The sequence below is a fragment of the Phyllobacterium sp. CCNWLW183 genome (assembly GCF_037203775.1).
In the GTDB taxonomy this organism is placed as follows: Bacteria; Pseudomonadota; Alphaproteobacteria; order Rhizobiales; family Rhizobiaceae; genus Phyllobacterium; species Phyllobacterium ifriqiyense.
Genome location: NZ_JBBCBN010000002.1, coordinates 142,487 through 166,855 on the forward strand (window position 1 = coordinate 142,487; position 24,369 = coordinate 166,855).

25 protein-coding genes and 1 pseudogene are annotated in these 24,369 nt (G+C 54.2%); 10 read left to right on the plus strand and 16 right to left on the minus strand.

The genetic code is table 11. From position 1 onward, the window contains the following. The first annotated feature begins 71 nt into the window (after positions 1–71). Entirely contained in the window at positions 72–1,313 is a 1,242-nt protein-coding gene (locus V9K95_RS06435; RefSeq protein WP_115054392.1) for an MFS transporter, read from the plus strand. Positions 1,314–1,318: 5 nt separating this feature from the next. On the opposite strand, the gene V9K95_RS06440 is transcribed toward V9K95_RS06435, so the two are convergent. The 6 genes from V9K95_RS06440 to hemC all read right to left on the minus strand — a co-directional run bounded on the left by V9K95_RS06440 (position 1,319) and on the right by hemC (position 7,375). After that, positions 1,319–2,056: a glutamine amidotransferase gene (locus V9K95_RS06440; RefSeq protein ID WP_115054393.1), complete on the minus strand. Its 738-nt coding sequence runs from the start codon at positions 2,054–2,056 to the stop codon at positions 1,319–1,321. An 11-nt stretch (positions 2,057–2,067) separates the two neighbouring features. Next, the gene (locus V9K95_RS06445; RefSeq protein ID WP_115054394.1) at positions 2,068–2,544 is read right to left on the minus strand and encodes a tellurite resistance TerB family protein; all 477 of its coding nucleotides are present in this window, start codon (positions 2,542–2,544) and stop codon (positions 2,068–2,070) included. 109 nt (positions 2,545–2,653) lie between these two features. Further along, positions 2,654–4,336: a heme biosynthesis protein HemY gene (locus tag V9K95_RS06450; protein ID WP_336440379.1), complete on the minus strand. Its 1,683-nt coding sequence runs from the start codon at positions 4,334–4,336 to the stop codon at positions 2,654–2,656. A 7-nt stretch (positions 4,337–4,343) separates the two neighbouring features. Next, positions 4,344–5,630, minus strand: coding sequence for a COG4223 family protein (locus tag V9K95_RS06455; protein ID WP_336440378.1), 1,287 nt, complete (start codon positions 5,628–5,630; stop codon positions 4,344–4,346). A 106-nt stretch (positions 5,631–5,736) separates the two neighbouring features. Next, positions 5,737–6,492, minus strand: a complete 756-nt coding sequence (locus V9K95_RS06460) for a uroporphyrinogen-III synthase (RefSeq protein WP_336440377.1) — start codon at positions 6,490–6,492, stop codon at positions 5,737–5,739. After that, entirely contained in the window at positions 6,446–7,375 is a 930-nt protein-coding gene (gene hemC / locus V9K95_RS06465; RefSeq protein WP_336440376.1) for a hydroxymethylbilane synthase, read from the minus strand. The genes V9K95_RS06460 and hemC overlap by 47 nt, the downstream gene beginning before the upstream one ends. Before the next feature lie 87 nt (positions 7,376–7,462). Here hemC and tsaD point away from each other — a divergent pair, with 87 nt between their 5' ends. The 5 genes from tsaD to V9K95_RS06490 are packed head-to-tail and all read left to right on the plus strand — an operon-like array spanning position 7,463 to position 10,933. Continuing rightward, positions 7,463–8,542: a tRNA (adenosine(37)-N6)-threonylcarbamoyltransferase complex transferase subunit TsaD gene (gene tsaD / locus V9K95_RS06470; protein WP_336440375.1), complete on the plus strand. Its 1,080-nt coding sequence runs from the start codon at positions 7,463–7,465 to the stop codon at positions 8,540–8,542. Further along, positions 8,539–9,525 (plus strand): NAD(P)H-dependent glycerol-3-phosphate dehydrogenase, encoded by a 987-nt coding sequence (locus V9K95_RS06475; RefSeq protein ID WP_336440374.1) that lies wholly within the window; start codon positions 8,539–8,541, stop codon positions 9,523–9,525. The genes tsaD and V9K95_RS06475 overlap by 4 nt, the downstream gene beginning before the upstream one ends. Positions 9,526–9,534: 9 nt before the next feature. Continuing rightward, entirely contained in the window at positions 9,535–9,825 is a 291-nt protein-coding gene (locus tag V9K95_RS06480) for a YciI-like protein (RefSeq protein ID WP_336440373.1), read from the plus strand. Between the two features lie 8 nt (positions 9,826–9,833). Beyond that, positions 9,834–10,262 (plus strand): EVE domain-containing protein, encoded by a 429-nt coding sequence (locus tag V9K95_RS06485; RefSeq protein WP_115054402.1) that lies wholly within the window; start codon positions 9,834–9,836, stop codon positions 10,260–10,262. After that, entirely contained in the window at positions 10,259–10,933 is a 675-nt protein-coding gene (locus V9K95_RS06490; protein WP_336440372.1) for a class I SAM-dependent methyltransferase, read from the plus strand. The genes V9K95_RS06485 and V9K95_RS06490 overlap by 4 nt, the downstream gene beginning before the upstream one ends. On the opposite strand, the gene V9K95_RS06495 is transcribed toward V9K95_RS06490, so the two are convergent. Continuing rightward, positions 10,930–11,463, minus strand: a complete 534-nt coding sequence (locus tag V9K95_RS06495; protein WP_336440371.1) for a L,D-transpeptidase family protein — start codon at positions 11,461–11,463, stop codon at positions 10,930–10,932. The genes V9K95_RS06490 and V9K95_RS06495 overlap by 4 nt on opposite strands. A gap of 129 nt (positions 11,464–11,592) precedes the next feature. Here V9K95_RS06495 and V9K95_RS06500 point away from each other — a divergent pair, with 129 nt between their 5' ends. Next, complete coding sequence (locus V9K95_RS06500; RefSeq protein WP_008122166.1) at positions 11,593–12,276, plus strand: response regulator transcription factor; 684 nt, start codon at positions 11,593–11,595, stop codon at positions 12,274–12,276. 38 nt (positions 12,277–12,314) lie between these two features. Beyond that, positions 12,315–12,773, plus strand: coding sequence for a cyclic nucleotide-binding domain-containing protein (locus V9K95_RS06505; protein WP_115054405.1), 459 nt, complete (start codon positions 12,315–12,317; stop codon positions 12,771–12,773). Positions 12,774–12,903: 130 nt separating this feature from the next. Here the strand turns inward: V9K95_RS06505 and V9K95_RS06510 are convergent, their stop codons facing one another. From V9K95_RS06510 to tesB, 7 genes and pseudogenes are all read right to left on the minus strand, one after another. Next, positions 12,904–13,710 (minus strand): exodeoxyribonuclease III, encoded by an 807-nt coding sequence (locus tag V9K95_RS06510; RefSeq protein WP_336440370.1) that lies wholly within the window; start codon positions 13,708–13,710, stop codon positions 12,904–12,906. 98 nt (positions 13,711–13,808) lie between these two features. Further along, entirely contained in the window at positions 13,809–14,456 is a 648-nt protein-coding gene (locus tag V9K95_RS06515) for an outer membrane lipoprotein carrier protein LolA (RefSeq protein WP_115054407.1), read from the minus strand. Positions 14,457–14,677: 221 nt separating this feature from the next. Beyond that, positions 14,678–17,308 (minus strand): DNA translocase FtsK, encoded by a 2,631-nt coding sequence (locus tag V9K95_RS06520; RefSeq protein ID WP_336440369.1) that lies wholly within the window; start codon positions 17,306–17,308, stop codon positions 14,678–14,680. A gap of 264 nt (positions 17,309–17,572) precedes the next feature. Continuing rightward, positions 17,573–17,839 (minus strand): annotated as a pseudogene (locus tag V9K95_RS06525) (GIY-YIG nuclease family protein); the annotation flags it as partial. A 117-nt stretch (positions 17,840–17,956) separates the two neighbouring features. Beyond that, complete coding sequence (locus V9K95_RS06530; RefSeq protein ID WP_115054409.1) at positions 17,957–19,333, minus strand: ammonium transporter; 1,377 nt, start codon at positions 19,331–19,333, stop codon at positions 17,957–17,959. 25 nt (positions 19,334–19,358) lie between these two features. Continuing rightward, a complete protein-coding gene (locus V9K95_RS06535; protein WP_008122182.1) occupies positions 19,359–19,697 on the minus strand; it encodes a P-II family nitrogen regulator in 339 nt (112 codons plus the stop codon). Positions 19,698–19,950: 253 nt separating this feature from the next. Next, positions 19,951–20,835: an acyl-CoA thioesterase II gene (tesB, locus tag V9K95_RS06540; protein WP_115054410.1), complete on the minus strand. Its 885-nt coding sequence runs from the start codon at positions 20,833–20,835 to the stop codon at positions 19,951–19,953. Between the two features lie 84 nt (positions 20,836–20,919). Between tesB and V9K95_RS06545 the strand changes: the two genes are divergently transcribed. Continuing rightward, entirely contained in the window at positions 20,920–22,143 is a 1,224-nt protein-coding gene (locus V9K95_RS06545) for a ubiquinone biosynthesis hydroxylase (protein WP_115054411.1), read from the plus strand. A 21-nt stretch (positions 22,144–22,164) separates the two neighbouring features. Here V9K95_RS06545 and V9K95_RS06550 read toward each other — a convergent pair whose 3' ends face one another. Both V9K95_RS06550 and V9K95_RS06555 read right to left on the minus strand, forming a co-directional pair. Beyond that, entirely contained in the window at positions 22,165–23,205 is a 1,041-nt protein-coding gene (locus V9K95_RS06550) for an aldo/keto reductase (RefSeq protein ID WP_336440368.1), read from the minus strand. A 23-nt stretch (positions 23,206–23,228) separates the two neighbouring features. Next, positions 23,229–23,753, minus strand: coding sequence for a hypothetical protein (locus V9K95_RS06555; RefSeq protein WP_115054412.1), 525 nt, complete (start codon positions 23,751–23,753; stop codon positions 23,229–23,231). A 157-nt stretch (positions 23,754–23,910) separates the two neighbouring features. Between V9K95_RS06555 and V9K95_RS06560 the strand changes: the two genes are divergently transcribed. Further along, entirely contained in the window at positions 23,911–24,348 is a 438-nt protein-coding gene (locus tag V9K95_RS06560) for an OsmC family protein (protein WP_336440367.1), read from the plus strand. Positions 24,349–24,369: the final 21 nt, after the last annotated feature.

The window sequence follows — 24,369 nt, forward strand, 5'->3', positions numbered from 1 at the left end:
GCTTTTTTCTCCACTTCCGCAGTAAATTGTTCTAGAAGAAATTTCCATCTCCCGGAGTTTTCCTCACCGAAATGACCATTCCTGCAACGGATGCGGTTCACGATCGTTACGCCGCCTTTCGCCACTCCTCCTTCACACTTTACTGGCTTTCACGATTTTTTGGCTCATTTGCCATTCAGATCATCAGTGTGTCTGTTGGCTGGCAGATATATGATCTGACACGCGATCCCTTTCATCTTGGCATGGTGGGGCTCGTGCAGTTCGCACCAGCGCTCTTGCTGGTTCTGGTTACCGGCGCTGCATCGGACCGTTTCGGGCGCCGCCTCATCATGGGATTGTCGATCGGCGTCGAGTTGATCTGCGCTGCGCTGTTGCTTTTGCTTACCGTGACACACAGCTTCAGCCCTGTGCATGTTTTCCTCGTGCTGGCTGGTTTCGGCGTCGGGCGGGCATTTCTCGGCCCTGCCTCTTCGTCACTTGTCGTCAATCTCGTGCCTGCAGAGATATTCTCGAACGCCGTTTCATGGAACTCCTCGGCTTGGCAAATCGCTACGCTGGTTGGTCCCGTCGCCGGAGGGTTGCTCTACGGTATATCGCCTGTGGCAGCATATGGCGTCGCCTGCATCATGTTGCTCATTTCCGTCCTCGCCATATTCTCCATTCCTAAACCCACGCAACATACATTGAATGAGAAAAAATCTCTTCAAACCCTGCTGGCAGGCTTCCACTACATCTGGAAAGAGAAAGTCGTCCTTGGTGCCATTTCACTGGATCTTTTTGCAGTTTTGCTCGGTGGTGCTGTAGCGCTATTGCCCGTCTATGCGCGCGATATTCTGGAGCTCGGACCATGGGGGCTGGGCATGCTGCGTGCGGCACCCGGTATCGGCGCAATCCTGACCGCTGTCTGGTTGACAGGCCATCCCATCCGCGATCATGCCGGACTTATCATGTTTGTCTTCGTAGCTCTGTTTGGCTTGCTCACAATCATGTTTGGCGTGTCAAACCTTGCCTGGCTTTCCATAGTGGTTCTCGCATTGATGGGCGCGGCAGATATGGTCAGCGTTTACATTCGCGAAACGCTGCTTCAACTCTGGACACCGGATAATGTGCGTGGCCGCGTTAATGCCGTGAATATGGTGTTTGTCGGCGCTTCAAATGAATTGGGAGAATTCCGCGCAGGGATCATGGCCTCTATGATTGGAACAATTCCAGCCGTGGTGTTTGGTGGAATTGGAACTGTTGCCGTTGCCGGATTGTGGGCTTGGTGGTTTCCGCAGCTTCGCAAGGCTCGTAACTTGCAAGGCAGGACCTGAAGCTTTTAGGCAGCAACCGGAGCGCCGAAAACAATACCTAAAAAGCGTTGTAGCCAAGCTTTTAGAACAGCGTCATGGATCATCCGGCCTTCCAGATGATCCCGGCCCTGCTGGGCCCCGCAAAGCGAAAACCGTTCCGACCCGCGAACCACCCAGCGCTGCATCATGGCGCGCGTCAACTCCGCATGGAACTGCACGCCCCAGGCATTCTTGCCGTAGCGGAAAGCCTGATTGGCATAGGTGTTTCCCGTAGCCAGCAAAGTGGCTGATTTTGGCAGTTCAAAGCCTTCACGATGAAAGTGATAGACCATGGATGGCCAGTCCATAAGGGTCCTGCCAGCCTCTGTCGGTTCCAAAGGGTACCAGCCTATTTCGACCAGCCCGTCGGGATGAGGGGAAACTTTTCCACCGAGGTGATTGGACAGCATTTGGGCCCCAAGGCAGATACCAAGAAATGGCTTTTCCTCAGCCAACGGTACCGACAGCCAATCTGTTTCCCGCCTTATATATTCTTCTGGATCGTTGGCGCTCATTGGCCCGCCAAAAATAACAGCGCCGGCGTGATTTTCCAAAGTATCCGGCAATGGATCGCCAAGCGGCGGGCGCCGGATATCCAACACAAACCCGGCTTCCAGCAGCAGCTGTCCGACGCGTCCAGTGCTAGATCTTTCCTGATGCAGAACTGCGAGGATTTTTGGGCGCTGTGTATGACCCGCCGCTTCCATCCATTCTGTCTGGAACATCCGCTTTTGTCCTATTCTTCGGGCACATCCCGTTCGGCTCGAACTGCAGCACGTTGCTTCATGGTAACCCGGTCTCGGGTGGATACGCCGATCAGTTCGGCAACCCGCCAGACAACATTGTCCTCAAGTTCATGGGCAACCCCATCTGCAAAAACAACTTCCCACATCAACTCAATGAATTTGATCCGGGCATCCTCGTCAAGATTGCGCTTTATGATGCTGGTAAAGCTGTAAAGATCAACTGCCTCTTGATCGGCCTGCTCACCCTCATTCAAAAGGCGCTTCAGTGCCTCGCCCTTCAGCCCATAAGCATTGGATATGAGTTGTGAGACGCGCTTGCGTTCTTCTTTGCTGCTTGAACCGTCTGCATCCATGACATGAAAAAGGAGGGCAGCGGCCGCAAGACGGGGATCAGATTTTGAAAAATGCTCGGCGCCACTTTCACCGGACGGTAAGGTTTTAAAAAAAGTAACAAGGCGATCAAGCATTTATGGGAGTCTTTCCGCTTTGGTATCACTTTTCAATTGATAGCCCGAGTCGTCCTATCCCGCTACTGTGCATCTTGCCGCAAACAAGACCCGATGGCTTTTACCACCATCAGAACAACTTGAATTTCTTGTTCGATTGCGATGATTTATACTCCGGTTTCACACCTGGATCATCCGGTACCGGTCCAACAAATGGCTCGCTAGTAGATTCCTCTGGCTTCTCCGGCAGCCGTGGCAGAACCGATGCAATTCTCTGGGGCGAATCCGAATTCGCCGAAGATTTGTCTAACGAAGCCTTTGCAGTTTGTTGTGTGGGCGGCTCAAACGGCACAATTTCCGCATCCACCACGTCCTGATCCTCAGGGAGCTCCACCGGCCGCGATTTTGTGTCCTGTTTGCGTGGGGGTAAAATCGGTTTTGCCTCTATTGTAGGCTGCTCCGGTCTTGACGGCTCCGTCGCCAACGCTTTGTCAAAATCATCGCCCGCATCGATCACAGGACCAATTTGTTCTACCGGGACTTTCCACACAAATGCGTCCAGCTTTCCCGTTACCGGGGAGGCTGGCGCCCAGCGATCGGAGACGTAGCCATCGGCGGTCCATGCGGGATCGCGTGGCGCTTTTACCGCGCGGGACAGCCATTGACGGACACGGCCTTGGTCGCCGGTCTGCGCTTCCTCAATATCCGCAAGCAGCAAATAAGCACTTTCACGAGGTGTACTGCGCAGAACTGCTTCGGCGGCTTCACGCGCTTCCTTGAGTTCGCCAGCGGCAAGAGCAGCGTGAGCAATTGCCAAATTGGATTCTGCATGATGCGGATAGAGCCCGGCTAAGTGGCGCGCGCGCTTTAAGCGATCAATAGGTGAATCCCCAACCCTGGCATGAACATAGATATCTGCAACGCCGGGATGCGGCTCCCGCTTCCAGGTATACTCAAGAATTTTCGAACCCTTGCGCAAATCGCCTTGAGCAAACAGCGCCTTGGCCGCAACGATTGCCGCCGGAACAAGATCCGGAGCCAGCTTGTTTGCTTCTATGGCCAGTGGCTTCGCATTCGTCGGATCACTCTCATATGTCTCGATTGCCTTTGCGGCAAGGATGACGGCGCGCTCGCGCTTGGCCTTTTCCTTGTCGATCTGCTTGGTCGCTTTCTGCTTGTCGAGCAGCAACAGAGCACCATCCCAATCGCCATGGGTGGTCTTTTGACCAAGTGCTGCGGTAGCCGCCCACTCGACATTGGGAGCCAGCAAGGCAGCCTCTTCGGCATAATGGCGGGACGCATCACGTGCACCCAATCTTTGTGCTTCCAGATAAAGCCCTCGCAAACCGAGCAACTTCGTCTCAGGATCATCCAACATGGCTTCAAACTTGGCTCGCGCATCATCAGTGCGGCCTTCAAGCATTGCAGCTTGCGCATCCAGCAGTTTGATCAATGGCTCCTGATCGACATTGAGAAGCTTTTCAGCCTGCTTGATCATCAAACGTGCTGTTTGCCCATCGCCTGCACCAGCGGCAATGAGGCCTGTGGAAAGTGATTGATAACCACGGTCGCGTTTGCGCGCACGGAAATGCCGCCGCAAGGCGTAGGGCGAGGTGACGATGCTTTTCACCAGCCACCAGCTCAGCATGACGCCGGCAACAATGGCAACAATGCTCGTTGCTGCCACCATAAGACTGACTTTATATTGCATGCCAGCGAAGGTCAGAACCAGATCGCCGGGTCGATCTGCCAGCCAGGCAAAGCCGACACCCAGCAACAACACGACAATGAAGAAGAACAGAATGCGCATCATGATCTTCTTACTCCTGACCGGTCGAGGTCTTGATGCCGCTCAGGGCATCGGACAGGGCTTTTGACACCACTGCGCTTGCATTCTGCCGTGCCTTCATAGCACTGCCAAAATCTGCAGACGCCGTTTTAGCTGCATCTGGGAGTTTTTCCCACTCAGCAATCGCAGCGCTCAGATCACCGGCATTTAAATGAGCTTCGATACGCGCCGATATCGCGTCGGCGCCCTCGCCTTCAACCATACCGACTGGTCGCGCCTCGACCAAACCAGATGCACTCGCCCAGAGACGATCCAGAATTCCGGCATTGGGGTCGACAGTGCGGGTGCTTGATATGATCCTGGCGGCGACATCGCCAAATTCGCTTGCCAGCGCATTGACGGTGGGTATGCCTTTAGTTTCTGCTGGCCGTAACGATTCAACCTCTCCTGCCGCCGGAGCAACAGCCAGATAGGTATCAAGCTCGGCTTTGTAAGGCTCGCCTCGATCAACGGCAGCCTTTAATCCCGTTGCGGCCATTGCGAGCGCCATATTGGCTTGTCCGGACGTGTCATTGACCTTCGCTTCGAGCGCGTCAAGCCTTGTTGTTGCGCCCGCAGCCGCACCATCAGCCTGAACAGCCTGCTGCTTGTTGTCACTGATTTCCTTTTCCAAAGTCGCGATGCGTGCATCGATAGCGCTGGTGTCGACAGCAGCACCCGTAGGCGAAGCACCGTTTTGGATCTCAGTAAGGCTCTGTTTTACCGAACTCAACTCTGCCGCTAGCCCAGCAACCTGATCAGCTGCCTGCTTGGCGCTCGCCAAAGCCTCATTCAGCGCCGTTTGACTGGCTTCATCAAGCGGTTTTGCCGGCGCATCCCGCAACTGCGCGATCTGCTGTTCTAAAGCGGAAACGTCTGTCTTGGGTGAGGGAAATATACCAGCCCATTGCAGCGCAGCAGCACCGGCAAGAACAACAACACCGCCAATGAGACCTGAAACGAGTCGCCCCAATGAGTCGGTCGACTTTTGGGGAGGGGCGGCGCTGACAGAACTCATCCTTGGCGGATTTTTGTCCGGCGCCGGGTCAGCGCGACCGAAATTTGGCACTGAGGATGGCGGCTCTGCACTTACCTTTCGTTCGACCGTTTCAACTGCCGCTGCTGCAGTTGCTTTAGCTGCTGGATCAAAGCCTACGGGTTCCGGCTCCGGCACATTTTTTGGGAGTACGGCGGACTTTTGTATCGAAGAGGGCTCCAGTTCGATCGTCATCGATTTGCGGGTCGTTTTGGAATGACGCGGAACAGTAGATTTGGCCATGGAAACTCTCTTCAGGAACAGATGCTTCGATTGAACTCTAAAGCTAGCAAGGAAGTTCCTCATATGAAACCACCCGTCGTACAAGCTTGGCTGCTAACAGGCGGGATCAAGCATGCAGCAATTCAAATAATCCTGCTTCATCTTGCACTCTGGCAACGTGGACATGGCGGAAACCCTGGTCTAAAACGATGTGCGCTATATTGTCAGACAGACATAAAAACTGTGCATTTTCAAATAGATGATGAGCATTCGCTTTGCCAATCACGGCGAGAAGCGCCAAAGCACCCCTTTTCGAATAGAGTAGACAAATATCGACGGGCGATGACTCGAAAAACTGGGCCAAATAATCGGCCTCATAATGGTTCAAAATCGTGTCATAGACAGGAATTGCTATCACCCTTCGACCGGACTGCCCCAGAATATCTTCAAACTGAGGCGCCCTGACTCGCCCGGTAAGGTAAAGTATCCGTGCGTTTTCAGACGTTGAATTATTGATCTGTGCAGCCAGTGATAGCCCATCCCCGTTTCCCGAAAGAACCTGTTTGAAACCTTTTGCACGAGCTATTTGCGCGGTGGAGCTACCAACCGCAAAACAGGGAAGGTCATAAAGCGTGGCAAGAAATTCTTCTGGCACATGCCGCAACGCGTTCGCACTGGTAAATGCAACGGCATCATAGTGCCTGGGTACTTGTGATATTGGCAGGGGTTTGATTGCACTAAGCGGCAAAACCAGAGGCTGGAAGCCCAAATCGGCCAGTCGTTGGGCTGTTCTGGTTGCTCCGGGTTCGGGCCGTGTAACCAAAACAGATTTCATATCAGAGCCAATCCGTAAAGAAATGAGCACCCGCCATTTCCCGAACACGCAGCGCCGCATCGCGTCCGATTTGTGCGGCATCGGCAACAAATCCCTCACCGGTAACCTCATGAACCTCGCTACCGTCAGGCAGCAAGATCATTCCATGGAAATGCAATACCTCACCCGAGATTGTCGCAAGCCCGGCGAGCGGGGTCCGGCAGGAACCATCCAAAGTGCCAAGGAACGCACGCTCGCAAGCCAGGGCAGTCGAAGTTGGCAGATGATTGATCGGAGCGAGCAGGTTGTCGATCCGGTCATCGCCAATACGGCTTTCGACCGTGATTGCACCTTGTCCTGGTGCTGGAGGAAAAGCCCTGGAATCCATCAACTCCGTTACGACATGGCCAAGATCAAGGCGCTTTAAGCCTGCATAGGCCAGAAATGTTGCGTCAACTTCTCCATCGGCAAGCTTGCGCAGGCGCGTTTGCACATTGCCGCGAAAATTGACAAGTTTCAGATCAGGCCGAAGGCGCTTGATCAATGCCTGACGCCGAAGTGATGCAGAGCCCACAATTGCGCCCAAGGGCAAGTCAGCCAGCGATTTAACGTCCCGTCCGATGAAAGCATCCCGGGGATCTTCACGCTCAAGAAACACCGACAGATGCAGCCCTTCGGGCAAGAATGTCGGCATGTCCTTCGAGGAATGAACAGCAAAATCAATACGCCCATCCGCAAGCTGTTCTTCAATCTCCAATGTGAAAAGACCTTTGCCGCCAACTTCCGACAGGGGCCTATCCTGAATCCGGTCGCCACTTGTCGAGATAACGACGATCTCTATATCGGACTCGTTCAAACCATGAGCTTTGACCAACCGGTCGCGTGTCTCATGGGCTTGCACAAGCGCAAGAGCACTCCCACGTGTACCGATCTTGAGCGTTTTTGTTTGCATTGGCCGCAGTCCGTGTTACGCGAGTTCCATGTTCATGGCCTCTACTAACGGGCTTTTATTCGACGGGCAATGCGACGAAGGATATCGATGCGGGTTCTGGGTATTGAAACAAGCTGCGATGAGACGGCGGCAGCCATTGTCGAGCGTGATGAGCTTGGCCATGGCACTATTCTTTCAAACGTCGTCTTAAGCCAAATCGAAGAGCACGCGCCCTATGGCGGTGTCGTGCCGGAAATTGCCGCACGCGCTCACGTTGAAGTGCTCGACCGGCTTATCGGACAAGCACTGCACGAAGCGCATTTGACGCTCAACGATGTTGACGCCATAGCCGCAACTGCGGGACCAGGGCTTGTTGGCGGACTGATTGTTGGACTGATGACCGGCAAGGCAATAGCCTTGGCAAGCCAAAAACCATTTTATGCAATCAATCATCTTGAAGGTCATGCACTGACACCTCGCCTGACCGATAACATTGAATTTCCCTATCTCTTGCTCCTCGTTTCCGGCGGCCATACGCAAATGGTTCTGGTCAAGGGACTGGGAGACTATGAGCGACTTGGCACGACCATTGACGATGCGCTTGGTGAAGCATTCGACAAAACCGCCAAAATGCTCGGGCTCGCCTATCCGGGCGGACCTGAGGTTGAAAAGGCGGCAATGCTCGGCGATTCGACGCGTTTCTCCCTCCCGCGCCCGTTGAAGGGTGAAGAACGCCTGGATTTTTCTTTCTCTGGCCTCAAAACTGCCGTGCGACAACTGGCCACCAGTCTGGAACCGCTATCTCAAACGGATGTCAATGATATTTGCGCAGCTTTCCAGACCGCCGTGGCCGATACGCTGGACGACCGCGTTGCACGTTCTCTTATGCGGTTTCGCGAAACATTTCCTGTTGTAGATCATCCTGTTTTGGTCGTTGCCGGAGGTGTTGCCGCAAATAAGGTTCTGCGCAGCGTGCTCCAGCAGCTTTGCGACAAGCATGGCTTTCGTTTCATTGCTCCTCCAATGGCTCTATGTACAGATAACGCGGCCATGATCGCATGGGCGGGTGCCGAACGGGCAAACCAGACACCTCCCGATTCCCTCAATATTGCGCCGCGCTCACGCTGGCCATTGGATATGTATTCCGCACCCCTGATCGGCGCCGGCCGTCGTGGAGCAAAGGCATGAATGAGCGGCCACCAATCGCCGTATTGGGCGGGGGCGCCTATGGTACGGCGCTTGGAACAATGGCTGCATCCAATGGCAGCTCAGTGGTGCTTTACGCCCGTGATTCCACCACAGTCGCAGCGATAAATAACACGCATCGCAATGATGCCCATTTGCCGAACATCTCCCTCCACCCATTACTGACAGCCAGCAACAATGCCCGGACCGCTCTAGCACATGGACAGTATATTCTGTGCGCTGTTCCGGCGCAGGCACTTTCGACGGCTTTAAACGAGCTTAAAGATCACATTCCCGCGTCTACACCGCTGATCATCTGCGCCAAGGGAATTGACCGATCCACCGGACTTCTCATGTCGCAGGTGGCAGGTCAAATACTTCCCGGTCATCCGCTTGGCATACTTTCGGGGCCAAGCTTTGCAAGTGACGTTGCAAAGGGGTTGCCTACCGCAGTAACCGTCGCGTCCCGTAATCAAGCGCTGGCTGACAGCATTGCCGTCGCTCTCTCAGGCACAACGTTCCGTTGTTACTCGACAGATGATGTAACCGGCGTTGAGATCGGCGGAGCACTGAAGAACGTGCTCGCTATTGCCGCCGGTGCCGCTATAGGCAGGGGATATGGTGCCAGCGCACAGGCGGCGCTTGTGACGCGCGGTTTCGTTGAACTGCGCCGGATTGGGCATGCCTTGGGGGCAAGATCCGAGACTATCATGGGCCTCTCCGGGCTTGGCGATCTCATGCTGACTTGTTCGACACCGCAATCGCGCAATTACTCTTACGGTCTTGCATTGGGCAAAGGCGAAGACTTGACGGGGCGTCCGCTGGCAGAAGGCGTCGCAACAGCCTCCATTGCAGTTGAACTCGCCGCGCGCCATGCTATCGATGTCCCGATCATTTCAGCCGTGGCAAGAATATTGGCTGCGGACATTACTGTAGATGAGGCTATGGAAGCGCTGCTTTCAAGACCGCTCAAAAATGAGGACTAGGAGAATAGGATGCTTTTTGCGTTTTTATGCAACGACAAGCCCGATAGCCTGCAATTGCGCCTTGATACGCGGACCGCGCATCTTGATTATCTGAATGGCCTTGGTGATCAGCTAAAATTCGCCGGCCCTTTTCTGGGCGATGACACAAAGCCAAATGGCAGTCTGGTCGTCGTAGATTCTGTCGATCTGGAGGCAGCAAAGCAGATAGCTGCCAATGACCCCTATGCAAAGGCAGGACTTTTCGCCTCTGTCGATATCCGCCCTTGGAATTGGGCAATCAAGAATCCGGACAACAAATAGGTTTCAACATGGCATATTGGCTGTACAAATCAGAACCCGACGCATGGTCGTGGGAAAAGCAGAAAGCTGCAGGTGCTAAGGGCACAGAATGGACCGGCGTGCGCAACTATCTCGCCCGCAATAATATGCGCGCCATGAAGATTGGCGATAAAGGCTTCTTCTATCACTCCAATGAGGGTCTCGAAGTCGTCGGTATCGTCGAAGTTTGCGCACTCAGCCATCCGGATTCGACAACTGATGATCCGCGCTGGGATTGCGTTGATATCCGCGCGGTTCAAGATATGCCAAAGCCGGTGACTCTCAAGGACGTCAAAGCCAATCCAAAGCTTGAGAAAATGGCACTTGTCACTTCGATGCGGCTTTCCGTACAACCGGTTACCGAGGACGAGTGGGAAGAAGTTTGCCGGATGGGTGGTCTCGTTCCAGCCCCCAAATGATCACTGATACTGCGCTAGATCCAACCAGTGAACGCTACCGCCAATTCATACTGGCAAATACGTCAATACAATCACCGCCCCACGTTCCGGAGATAAAGCTTCATCTCGCCGATGAAGCTCATGATCTATGGCAACGCACGGAAGACGAACTCGCAACGATCGGGCTTCCGCCACCATTTTGGGCCTTTGCATGGGCGGGCGGGCAAGGTGTCGCCCGCTATGTAATTGATAACCCGCAAATGGTCAGTGGCCGCTCGGTTATTGATTTCGCTTCAGGCTCAGGTTTGGTTGGTATCGCCGCTGCGATGGCCAATGCGAAACATGTTCTTTGCTGCGATATCGATCCTTTTACTCAACCCGCAATCTTCCTCAACGCCGCTGCCAATGATGTGGTGATGGACGTGCAGATAGCTGATCTCATTGGCACAGATGCGGGTTGGGATGTCGTGCTGGCAGGCGATGTCTTCTATGACAAACCTTTGGCAGACCTGCTTCTTCCCTGGTTTGCCAAACTTGCTTCGCGCGGCGCCGAGGTAATCGTCGGCGATCCGGGGCGATCTTATTTTCCCAAGGGTTCTCTTCAGCCATTGGCTGTTTATTCGGTTCCGGTGACGCGCGTTCTTGAAGATGCTGAAATCAAGAAAACCACGGTTTGGCGTTTTCCAACCTAACGCAGCACACGAATGATTGTTTTATCCGATAGAAGCGGCAAAAGTCGGTTCATATCTGCGCGACTCAAAGCAATACAGCCCTCAGTTGGTGTATAGCCCGGCCGCGCCAGATGGAAGAATATCGCACTGCCCCCGGCCCTTCTGCGTGGCCGGATATTCCAGTCAAGAACAATACAGACATCGTACAGATCGTCCTTGCGCCACATGGTTTCGTGGCTCGCATTATAGGGTACCTGAACTTGCCTATTATAGTTGCGGTCACTGCTGACCTCGCACCACCCATCGTTTGTTTTCAATGGATTAAGCCGCAATAGCGCCGTAGCCTTCACCTGTTTATCCGGTCTTTTAAACCCATAAAGAAGCCGCATGGATGCCAAGGGAGTTCCACCATCGCCCTCACGTTTCCTCGATGTAATACCGCCCTTGCCAAGTGCGCAACGCAAGACGATCGGGCCAGCAATCAGCTGGCCTTGGCTTTTGTGGCCGGGGCGCGGGCGGACATCGATATACTTCAAAGTGGTTAGTGGCATGCTTGCCTCATAAAAAGCATTTTTATGTCAGACTGATGCGCCGCATAAGCAATATCAAGTCGATGCTCTTTCTTTCCTGTAGAATTCGACTTAAATTCCAACGACTTCTTTCCATCCGCGGGAGATCCCATGACAGCACGTACCATTCTAATCGTCGACGATGATGCAGACCTGCGGGCCATTCTGGTTGAGCAACTGAGCCTTTATGAAGAGTTTCAGATTGTTCAGGAAGACAATGCGACTAAAGGCATACAGGCCGCCCGCAATGGCGTTGTTGACCTGTTGATCATGGATGTCGGCTTGCCGGACATGGATGGACGTGAAGCCATCAAGCTTTTGCGAAAGGGCGGTTTCAAGGCTCCGGTGATCATGCTGACCGGCCATGATACTGATTCTGATACGATTCTAGGCCTGGAATCCGGCGCCAATGATTATGTCACCAAGCCATTCCGCTTCGCTGTACTGCTGGCGCGCATTCGCGCGCAGCTGCGCCAGCATGAGCAGAGCGAAGACGCTACCTTCGTTGTTGGCCCCTATACGTTCAAGCCCGGCCAGAAAATGCTGATCGATGCAAAGGGCGGCAAAATCCGGCTGACTGAAAAAGAAGTCGCAATTATCAAATATTTGTATCGCGCTGGTGGCAAGGTCATCACGCGCGATATTCTTCTGGAGGAAGTCTGGGGATACAACTCTGGGGTGACTACGCACACGTTGGAGACGCATGTTTACAGACTACGGCAGAAAATCGAGCAGGATCCATCGAATTCAACCATACTCGTCACGGAAAGCGGGGGATACAAGCTCATTCCTTGATGCCGATCGGGTCAATCTAGGTATATGTCTGTAATTGCATGGCAATTGAAGATGATATTCGCATTCTAGAGACAGTGGGACTGTTCGGCACGTTTACGCGCGACCAGTTGCGTCTGCTCGCCTTCGGAACAGAGCGGCTTGTGCTGCGGGAAGGTCGCGAGCTTTACCGCGAGGGTCAGTCGGCTGATTGCGCCTATGTCATTGATCGCGGTACGATTTCCTTGTTCCGCGAAGGTCCTTCCGGTCGCGTCGCTCTGAAAACCGTGGGGCCAGGAGCGGTTCTTGGCGAAATGGCAATCATCGCCCAGACCAAGCGCCTCACCAGCGCAATGGCAGACACTGAGACCGAGGTCATCCGTCTCAACCGCTCATTGTTCCGGCGTATCCTTGAAGAATATCCGGAAATTGCCGCTGCGCTGCACGACCAGATTTCCTCAGATCTGACCGAAATGATCGCGGAAATTTCCAAGTATGAAAAGCTGTTTGGCGAGAGCTAACTCGCCTCTACACAACTGATTTTCTCGCTACGATTGAAAATCTTCAGCAAGAATCGACCTTTTCTCGGCAAAAATCGCCGCATCTTGTGGAATTTAATGTCAGATCGCGGAAATCCTGCTCAAAATCGGATTAATCCAGATCAAACCGCGCGATAACCGGAACGTGGTCGGAGGGTCGTTCCCACCCGCGTGCTTCACGCAGGATTGTGATGTCTCTCAGATCGGCCTCAAGGTCGGGCGATCCCCAAATATGATCCAGTCTCCGGCCACGATCCGCCGCCGCCCAATCGGCGGCCCTATAGCTCCACCATGTATAAATTTTCTCGGAGGGTGGAATATGATGGCGCATCAGATCGCTCCAGCCGCCATTTTTGCGCAAGGCTTCCAGACCTTCCGTTTCGATGGGCGTGTGACTTACAACCTTCAACAACTGTTTATGCGACCAGACGTCGGTTTCAAGCGGTGCGATGTTGAGGTCGCCCACCAGCAATGAGGCATGGCCATCCCCATAGACCGCATTCATCGCTTTCATCTCGTCAAGAAAACCGAGCTTGTGCTTGAACTTGGGATTGATCTCCGGATCGGGTTCATCTCCGCCTGCCGGAACATAGAAATTGTGGATACGCATCCGCTTTGAGCCGGCAGTTACAAATGTGCTCAAATGACGGCAATCGGGGATATTGCAAAAACCAACACGTGCCGGTTCGGTCAAAGGACGGCGGGAGAGCGTTGCTACCCCGTGATACCCTTTCTGGCCGCTGATTTCGATATGTTCATAACCGGCCATGTGGAAAGCTTCCCGCGGAAACAAATCGTCGGGGCATTTGGTTTCCTGCAGGCACAGCACGTCAGGCTGATAATCGCGCAGAAATTGCAGAACGAGCGGCAAGCGCAAGCGCACCGAATTGATGTTCCAGGTAGCAACGGAAAAAGGCATGGAAAATTAGTCTCGCGGGTGGTGAATGAGCAGCAAGACTAAAACAAGTTACGGATGATTGGAACCGGATATCGCCAGCTTGAACGACTGTTCAAGCCTTATTTATTCTTCATCGCAATGCGGGTGTAGTCAATTGTAAACATATCCTTGGCGAAGCGAACACCGGTACGGACATTGGTGATCATCACTGTCGTATCGAGCCCCTGCGCATCGGTGATAGTCCATTGACGCAGTTCGAAAGTCTTCGGATCAAACATCATCGTTATGGTCGAATTACCGAAGATTGATTTGTCGCCAAGAACGATCGTTGTCATATCGGGCTCTTCTTTGACCGATTTGACCGTATTGCCGGTCAAATTAATCTGATCGCTCAGAAGCAGCTTTAATGGCGTCTTCGACAGCGGGACCAAATCCCATGTGTCGAGCTTGCGATTATTGATCACAACGGATTCGCCATCCGAAATGACACGAATCGGTGATGGCTTGTTGTAGTTGAAACGTATCTTGCCCGGACGTTCTATATAGAACGTTCCCTCGGTCTGCTCCCCGCGCGGGCCAAACTGGACAAAGTCACCTGTCAGGGTTTTAACGCTCGAAAACTGATTGGCAATTTGCTGGGCTGCGCCCGGCACCGCATTCTGAGCAAGAGCCGGTGCAGCAAGGAGTCCCACGCCAAGTATCGAAGCAGCTACAACGCGCCGTGCGAGCGGGCCTGCAACGCGAAACAATGCTGTGATGGTTTTCATGGGTTTAGGGTCTCCTGTCATCTTGCCTTAAGCAATACTCGATCAGTTTGGCTTGAGTATGGCTAAGAAACGGCGGGTTGCGGCACCCGGTTCCATATTTCCGTCACGTAACACCGGACTGCCACAGGAACTGGAAGGACTCAGTTCCATAACGCATGATGTGCCGTTACGTTATGTTTGAATTTTTAAGCAGTCTCAGCAGTTTAATGCCTTTTTGCCTGTTAAAAATCATCATCCTGTGTTGGTACGAGAATCTCACGCTTGCCCGCATGATTGGCCGGGCCGACAAGCCCCTCCTCTTCCATGCGTTCAATAATCGAAGCAGCACGATTATAGCCGATGCCAAGACGGCGCTGGATATAGCTGGTCGAAGCTTTTTTATCGCGCAGCACGACCGCGACGGCCTGATCATAGGGGTCATCGGAATCCTCAAGATTGGACGTTCCTGCAGGTCCTGCCCCGCCATCGTCCTCATCATCTTCCTCGGTGATCGAATCAAGATATTCCGGCACGCCCTGTAATTTGAGGTGCTGAACGATTTTCTCAACTTCATCGTCACCAACAAATGGTCCATGCACGCGCTGAATACGTCCCCCACCAGCCATGTAGAGCATGTCGCCCATGCCAAGCAGCTGCTCGCCGCCCTGCTCGCCAAGGATGGTGCGCGAATCGATCTTGGAGGTAACCTGGAAGGAGATACGAGTCGGGAAGTTGGCCTTGATCGTACCCGTGATAACATCGACTGACGGACGCTGCGTCGCCATGATCACATGAATACCGGCGGCACGCGCCATCTGCGCCAGACGCTGCACGGCACCTTCAATATCCTTGCCGGCAACCATCATGAGGTCGGCCATTTCGTCGATGATGACCACAATATAGGGCATCGCGGTCAGATCGAGTTCTTCGGTCTCATAGACTGCCTCGCCGGTGGCGCGGTCAAACCCGGTCTGCACCGTGCGCGCAATGCGCTCGCCCTTCTGCCGGGCTTGCTCAACGCGCTGGTTAAAGCCGTCAATATTGCGGACACCGACTTTCGACATTTTGCGATAGCGGTCTTCCATCTCCTTGACCGTCCATTTGAGCGCCACAACGGCTTTCTTGGGGTCGGTAACAACCGGAGTGAGCAGATGCGGAATGCCGTCATAGATGGAAAGTTCGAGCATTTTCGGATCAATCATGATCAGGCGGCATTGTTCCGGCGTCATCCGGTAGACCAAGGAGAGGATCATGGTATTGATGGCGACAGATTTACCCGAGCCTGTTGTACCAGCCACGAGCAAATGCGGCATCTTGGCAAGGTCTGCAATGACCGGCTCGCCATTGATGGTCTTGCCCAATGCCAATGCAAGCTTGGTTTTGGTCTGCTCAAAATCGCGGCTGGCCAGCAGTTCGCGCAGATAAACCATTTCACGTGTCTGGTTGGGCAGCTCAATGCCGATAGCATTGCGGCCCGGGACAACGGCAACGCGAGCAGCGATCGCGCTCATGGAGCGGGCAATATCATCGGCAAGCGTGATGACGCGCGAGGATTTGATTCCAGGCGCTGGTTCCAGCTCATAAAGCGTGACAACCGGGCCAGGCCGGACGTGGATTATTTCGCCGCGTACACCGAAATCCTCCAGGACACCTTCAAGAAGACGCGCATTCTGTTCCAATGCCTCTTTGGAAAGGCTGGGGTTGCGCACGACATTCTTTGGTTCGCTGAGGAAATGCAGCGGTGGCATTTCAAAACCATCAGATTTGATAAGCGAGGCTTGCGCCTCGCGCTGAATGCGCGCTCCAGCCTTTGGAGCTGGCGCCGGGGTTGCTACGCGGGTCGCGGGCTTCGCTGACGGGCGGGCGGGGGCTGCCTGCGGTGCCCAGTCATCCACGGCCTCATCTTCGTCGCTGAAGGCCAAGGGATCAAAGCGGTCAGCTTGGCTGTCAAAATCATCATTGTCGATTTCAATCGACGGAGCTTCAATTTGCGGCGATGCGCTGTAAAAGCCTGGCTCGCGGCGTTCGCCATTATTGCTGACTTTTTGACGCGACACCGGAATGTCATCAAACCCATCATCATGGCGAGCGCCAATATTACGCGCGCTATTATAGATTCCGGCGCCCCTGCCGGAGAGACGGCGGAACAAGGCACGCGTACTGTAAAAGAAATGCGTGACAGCACCCAGAGCAAGCAAGCCTCCGCCTTCGCGCTCATCATCCTCATCCTCGTCATCGTCGAAGTCATCGGCTTCGGCCACGTGACGCGTTGTCTTTTTGGCAATGGCAGGCTCGCTGCCGCGATAGGTAAGACCGCTGGCAAAGGCAAATATCCATAAAGTAGGAACGGCAAGGACACCGACCAGGATCATGGCAAGGCCACCGCGCGGGAAAGTGCCCGTGAAAATAGCAGGAATCTTGAGAACCATATCTCCGAGAACGCCGCCAAGACCAATGGGCATTGGCCAGCTTTCGGGTATGGCAAAACAACCGGCCATGGCTGCAGCAAGCAGCGACGCGCAGAACCAGGCAACAGCGCGCCGCGCCATGCGGTCAACACCGCGACCGGTCATGAACAACCCACCCCAGAACACGGCAGGCATCAGAGCAACAACTGTCGACAGGCCAAAAAACTGCATTCCAAGATCGGAGAACACTGCTCCGGCATAACCAAGGGCGTTTTGCGTGGGATTGGACGTGGCATGACTGAAGCTTGGATCAAGCACATTCCAAGTTGCCAGACTACCGACAGCCAAAGCGACAAGACAAAGGATCGCCAAGCCGATCAGAATATTTATCTGCCTGCGGAAAAGGCTGTAGAAGCCAGTCCTATCGTCATCGATGGCATAAGAGGCTGAATAACCTTGACGCATGAAATCCGGTCCCACGTGAGTCTATCCCTGTGGCTGTGCAATCCACGGAGCTGATTCCAAACTTACGGGGTGGATGGTTAAGGGGCTATTAACCATGGGCGAATGTCATGGAAATTGTCAGGTTAGCAGAGGATGCTGACGGAGACTTCGCCTCGCCCTGATCTTGGCACGCCCCTTTCCGTCATCCTCGGGCTTGACCCGAGGACCGATCTTGAATGCCCGTTTTAGATTTTGGATATTGAGAAGGTGCTTCGCTGATCTCTGCAAATCGTCCCAATTTGGATTGATTCCTTCAATCAATCCTATCTTCCATTGCCGGTACCAGCGTTTCAAGGATTTTTCCCGCTGAATTGCATCGACAATCCGGTCATGCTCTTCGTGCCAGACCAGACGCTTGCAGCCATATTTCCATGCAAATCCGGGAGTTCTGCGTTCACGATGATCGTAAACACGCGTGACGAGATCGGACGTCACACCGATGTACAGCGTTCCATATTGCTGGTTGGCAAGGATGTAGACATAGCCCGGCATGCAGTCCTCCGCGCGTAAGACTGCATATCAAGTTCGGGCGGGCAAATTCAACGAAGGTCTAACCTCAAAACAAAAGGCCCGGAAAACCGGGCCTTTCGAAATCCATGGGTGCAGCTATCAATTGTGATAGGCAGCTTCACCATGTGAGGTGAGGTCGAGACCGATAGACTCGTTTTCGGCCGTTGGACGCAGGCCAACCAGCACGTCGACGATCTTATAGAGGATGAACGAACCCACACCGCTCCATACGATGGTCACGGCAACTGCCTTGATCTGTACAAAGACCTGGCTGCCCATTGTTACGCCATCGGCGAAACCTGTGCCGCCAAGGGCCGCGCTGGTGAAGATACCAGTGCCGATAGCGCCAACGATACCGCCAATGCCATGCACGCCGAACACATCGAGGCTGTCATCATAACCGAGCTTCGGCTTGACCACTGCGACCATGTAGTAGCAGATCGCGCTGGCAATCGCGCCAAGGGCGATTGCGCCCACCGGTCCGATAGTACCCGCTGCTGGCGTGACTGCGACCAGACCGGCAACAATACCTGATGCTGCACCGAGCATGGATGCTGTCTTGCGAGCAAAGGCTTCAATGGCAACCCAAGCTACGATAGCACCCGCTGTTGCGGTGAAGGTATTGATCATGGCAAGCGCCGCTGTGCCATTGGCTTCGAGCGCCGAACCGGCATTGAAACCGAACCAGCCAACCCACAGAATTGCAGCACCGATCATGGTCAGCGGCATGGAGTGCGGAGCCATCATATCGCGGCCAAGACCTGCGCGCTTGCCGATGACAATAGCGCCGACCAGACCTGCAACACCCGCGTTGATGTGAACAACCGTACCGCCCGCGAAATCAAGAGCGCCCCAGCCGAAGATCAGGCCGTTTGCATCCCAGACCATATGTGCAATCGGGAAGTAAACGAAGGTAACCCAAAGCGCGACGAACAGGATGGTCGCCGAGAACTTGATACGCTCAGCAAAGGCACCGACGATAAGCGCCGGAGTGATACAAGCGAATGTCATCTGGAAGCAGATGAAAACCAATTCCGGAATCTGGACGCCATCGGTGAAGGTGGCAGCGGCAGAATCAGGGGTAACGCCGGCAAGGAAAATTTTGCCCAATCCGCCCCAATAAGGGCTGGTGCTGCCGCCAAACGCAAAAGAATAACCATAGACAACCCAGATGATCATCACGACAGCCGTGATACCTGTGCACTGCATGAGCACTGACAGAACGTTTTTGGCGCGGACAAGACCGCCATAGAACAGGGCAAGACCCGGGAGGATCATGAACAGGACGAGGATTGTGGCAACCATCATCCAGGCGGTGTCGCCCTTGTTGATTGTCGCCACGGCTGCAGCTGCAGCTTCAGGAGCGGCGGGCGCTGCTTCCTGCGCAAAAGCGGCCAGCGAGCCGAATGCGGTCAAAGCCAGCGATCCCAGAAGGGAGCTGCCTGCCGCTTTGGTTAAACTGTTTGGAATTTTCATTATGCTCTCCTTGAACCCCAATAATTTACAGCGCTTCGGTGTCGGTCTCGCCCGTGCGGATACGGACGGCCTGCTCGATGCTGAGAACGAAAATCTTGCCGTCACCGATCTGGCCGGTCTTGGCGGCGGCAGTGATGGCTTCGACGGCGGTATCGACGAGATCGGATGCGACAGCGACTTCCACCTTCAGTTTGGGAAGAAAGCTGACGGCATATTCCGCGCCACGATAAATTTCGGTGTGCCCCTTTTGGCGGCCGTAACCCTTCACCTCAGTGACGGTCAGGCCCTGGATGCCGACAGCGGTGAGTGCTTCGCGCACCTCGTCCAACTTGAACGGCTTGATGATGGCCATCACAATTTTCATTGACTATACCCCTGCGCTTTGCGCGGTGCCCCTCAGATGGAATTATCTGAACTCTCAGCAACCGCGTTGAACCCATCGCCTCTGGCCATAGGCCATTGGTGACTGCTCACGAGTATTCAAGTTCCGTGCCAGATTCGAAAAATACTTCTAATATACTGAAATCAAAAAGATATTTTTTAAGTTCGGCTTACAATATCAGTGCAATGCAGCAATATGCCTAAAATTTAGGCGATTAGCAGGTGGCGATCAGAGTTCACTCCGTACTATGCACACGAATTAGGCCTTCCTGCGCGGTAGAGGCGATTAAAGTGCCGTCACGGCTATAAAGTGCGCCACGATTGAAGCCCCTGGCGCCCGATGTACTGGGACTATCTGCGGTATAGAGCATCCAATCATCGAAACTGAAGGGCCTGTGAAACCACATGGCGTGGTCGAGGCTGGCAACCTGCAGATCCCGATCAAAAATATTACGGCCATGCGCGTAAAGCGACGTATCGAGCAGCGTCATGTCTGAAAGATAGGCAAGAACTGCTGCCTGGATCGCACGATCCTCCGGCACGGGACCGGTGGCCTTTATCCACACGCTCTGCTCAGGTGGGAGCTTATCGCGGGTCAGATAATGCCGAAGCGAAAGCGGCTTGATCTCGATGGGCCGGTCCTGCTCCCAATATTGCCGGATAATCTTGGGAGCGTTCTGGAGATATTGCTCCTTCATATCTTTGTCAGAAATGAGATTTTCCGGTTCGGGAACATCCAACGGTTTCGGCTTTTGGTGCTCGAGTCCTTCCTCCTCAATCTGGAATGAGGCTTCCAGAGAGAAGATGGCATGGCCGTGCTGGATTGCCACAACGCGCCGTGTGGTAAAGCTCGAACCATCGCGGATGCGGTCGACCTCGTAGATGATCGGCACTTTGGGATCGCCCGCCCGCATGAAATAACCATGCAGGGAATGTACGTGCCGGAGCGGGTCAACGGTGCGCTGTGCCGCAACAAGCGCCTGTCCGATAACCTGGCCGCCAAAAACCCGCTGCCAGCCCACCTGGGGGCTGCGACCTCGAAACAGGTTGTGTTCAAGCGTCTCAAGGTCGAGTATGGACAGAAGCTCGGTCATAGCTGTTGACTTGGGTGCTTCGGACATGATCGGACATCTCCAGTTCGTCTGTTTCATCGCTTGCAACAGGAACAGCCCGACAAGTCAAGTATTCACCATCCGGAGGCAATCATGGACGCAACCCGCACAGACATTATTATCGCCGGAGCAGGTTATGTCGGCATGGCCACTGCTGTCGCGCTGAAGTCATCTGCACCGCATCTCGGGGTGACCGTTATCGATGCAGCCCCCGCTGGTGTCTGGCGTAATGATACACGTGCATCGGCTATCGCGGCGGCGGCGAGCCGCATGCTGGACAAGCTTGGATGCTGGCAGAGTATCCTGCCGGAGGCTCAACCGATCAATGAGATGGTCGTGACGGACTCACGCACCGCCGATCCAGTTCGGCCCGTATTCCTGACCTTTGATGGCGAGATTGAACCGGGAGAGCCATTTGCGCATATGGTAGAAAACCGGCTTCTGAATGCTTCGCTACGAGAAAAGGCCGACAAGCTGGGCATAGTCTTTATTGAAGGCGCGCCGGTGCATGGCTTTGAGCAAGGTGATAACGGTCTGACGGTCCGCTATGGCGATGAAGAATCGTTGCAGGCGCGGCTGCTGATTGCGGCGGATGGCGTGAAATCACGCCTGCGCGATATGGCAGGCATCAAGACGGTCAATTGGGAATACGGCCAGTCCGGAATCGTGTGCACAGTCGCCCATGAGCGTCCGCACAATGGCCGCGCGGAAGAGCACTTCCTGCCCGCAGGCCCTTTCGCGGTGCTGCCGCTGAAAGGCAATCGCTCGTCGCTGGTCTGGACTGAAAGGACTGCGGATGCTGACCGGCTCGTCAAGGAAGATGAATTCGTGTTTGATGCCGAACTCGAACAACGCTTCGGTTTGAAGCTTGGCGAATTGCGCGTGGAAGGTCCGCGCAAAGCTTTCCCGCTAAGCCTGACGCTGGCACGGGATTTCATCAAGCCCCGTTTCGCGCTTGTCGGTGATGCGGCCCATGGTATCCATCCCATCGCCGGTCAGGGCCTTAATCTCGGCTTCAAGGACGCCGCCGCCCTTGCCGAAACGATCGTCGATGCGGATCGGCTCGGCCTCGATATTGGCTCTATTGCAGTGCTGGAGCGCTACCAGACATGGCGCCGTTTCGATACGGTGCAGATGGGAGTAACCACTGACGTGCTCAACCGGCTTTTCTCTAATGACAACGTGCCCATACGCGCCTTGCGTGATTTTGGCCTTGGCCTTGTCGAGCGTATGCCGCGGCTCAAGGGGTTCTTCATCCGCCAAGCCGCGGGCTTGTCACCGACCGCCCCCAAGCTATTGCAGGGGCAGTCGATTTAACATTTGCACTACAGTCGCCGCCTAAAGCGGGCGCGGATATTTCCGGTAGATCGTTTCGATTTCAGCCAGAACTTCCGGCGAAAGCTTGAGATCGGCCGCAGCTATGTCGGTCTTCAGATGATCCATTGAAGTTGCTCCGATAATCACGGAAGTCATGAATGGCCGGGTGAGCGCGAAAGCAATGGCCATTTGTGCCACGTCAAGGCCGTGTTTCCGCGCCAGTTCCACATAGGCGCGCACCGCTGGCTCGGAATGCTCATTATTGCGCCAGAGCCCGCCGGTCTGGATCGCACCGCGTGTACCCGCCGGAATTTTTCCATCCAGATATTTGCCGGTGAGCACACCTGAAGCGAGCGATGAATAGGCCAATAGGCCCACATCCTCATGGTGACTGAGTTCGGCAAGGTCGAGATCGAACACGCGCTGGATCAGACTGTATTCGTTCTGCACGGAGACAACACGCGGCAAGTCGCTGCGCTCCGCAAGTTTCAGCCATTGACCGATACCCCAAGCGGTTTCATTCGAAAGGCCGATCTGCCTGATCTTGCCTTCCTTGACCATATCGCCAAGGCCAAGCAGCGCATCTTCGATCTGGTCAAGAACCTCAGTCTGGTTTTGGGTATGCGGCGCGTACTTCCATGCTGTACCGAAATGATAATGGCCGCGCGCGGCGTAATGCACCTGATAAAGATCGATATAATCGGTCTGCAGTCGTTTCAGGCTGCCTTCCACCGCTTCGCGCACACTGGCACGGCTTGGCTTGTTGCCTTCACGAATCCAGCTATTGCCGCCACCCGAAATCTTTGTCGCCAGAACAAAGCGATCACGCTTACCGGTCTTCTTGAACCAGCTGCCAATATAGGACTCGGTTTTGCCATAGGTTTCGGGACTGGATGGAATCGCATAGACTTCCGCCGTATCCATGAAATTGACGCCCGCATCCAGAGCATAATCGATCTGGTTGTGCGCATCGGCTTCAGTGTTCTGTACACCCCAGGTCATGGTGCCGAGGCAGATTTCCGTGACGTCAATATCCGTCCGGCCAAGTTTCTTCAGTTTCAAGGGAAGTTTCCTATCTCGATTGATCAGTCGACCTCAAGGCCAAGCTTTTGTTTGAGCTTCTTGACACGCTGGCCGTAAGTGGGAGGAACGGTGACAGCAGCCGCAGCTTTGCCTACCATATCAATCAATTCAAGCTTTTCCATATCGTTTAACCTCTGCCGCAAAAGTGGCGCGGTCTTTTCGATGACGGTGACCGCATCATCGATCTGGCTTGAAGCCCATTTTGCATAGATCACGGCCTCATCTGCCTTGGCAGGATCGCAAATATCGATAATCGCATTCCGGACGGCTTCGTAGTGTTTTTCTGTGATCGGAGTATCTTCACAAACAATGGCGAAGATGAGCGTTGCCGCAGCAAGAACCGGATCCTCAATCGCCGTCAAAGGCGAGTGTTCATGCTGAATGCGTATCTTTCTGCGACGCAGATAGCCACGCGCCTTTCCGGCAGTATCAATGACATCACTTGCTGCGTCACCCAAGGTGCGCATACGATACCACCAGAAAAGACCGCCCCCGACAATTCCAAGCAAAGCCAGAAGAATATGCATTTACAAGATCCCGTTTGATTTTTTCGTTCTACAGGGAGGATATCCGTTTGTATATTATGCCAAGGTAGGGCCGCCATGGATTTGATACGGAACACTGATAGATATTACACGTTAACGGACGTACACCGATACATATCTCAACGAGGGAGAGACACTCATGGACAGACAAGCAACGGCAATTTGGCAGGGCGCGCTGAAAGACGGTAAAGGAACGCTGGACACGCAAAGTGGTGCCCTGAGAGCTCTTCCCTATAATTTCAAGGCGCGCTTCGAAGATGAAAGCGGCAAATCAGGCACCAATCCGGAAGAATTGCTTGCTGCTGCCCATGCCGGCTGCTTTGCCATGCAGCTTTCGCATTTTCTGGCTGAGAACGGCACACCGGCCGCCAACCTCGATGCCAAGGCAGTTGTTTCCATCAGCCCTGCAGCGGGCGGTGGCTTTGAGATCACCAAAAGCGCCTTGACGCTTGTCGGCGATGTTCCCGGCATTGACGCCGATACATTTGCAAAGCTTGCCGGTCAGGCCAAGGCAACGTGCCCGCTTTCAAAAGCGCTCGGTGCAATTGAAGTTACGCTGGACGCCAAGCTGGCGTAACCGAAACATTTGGCATCCATA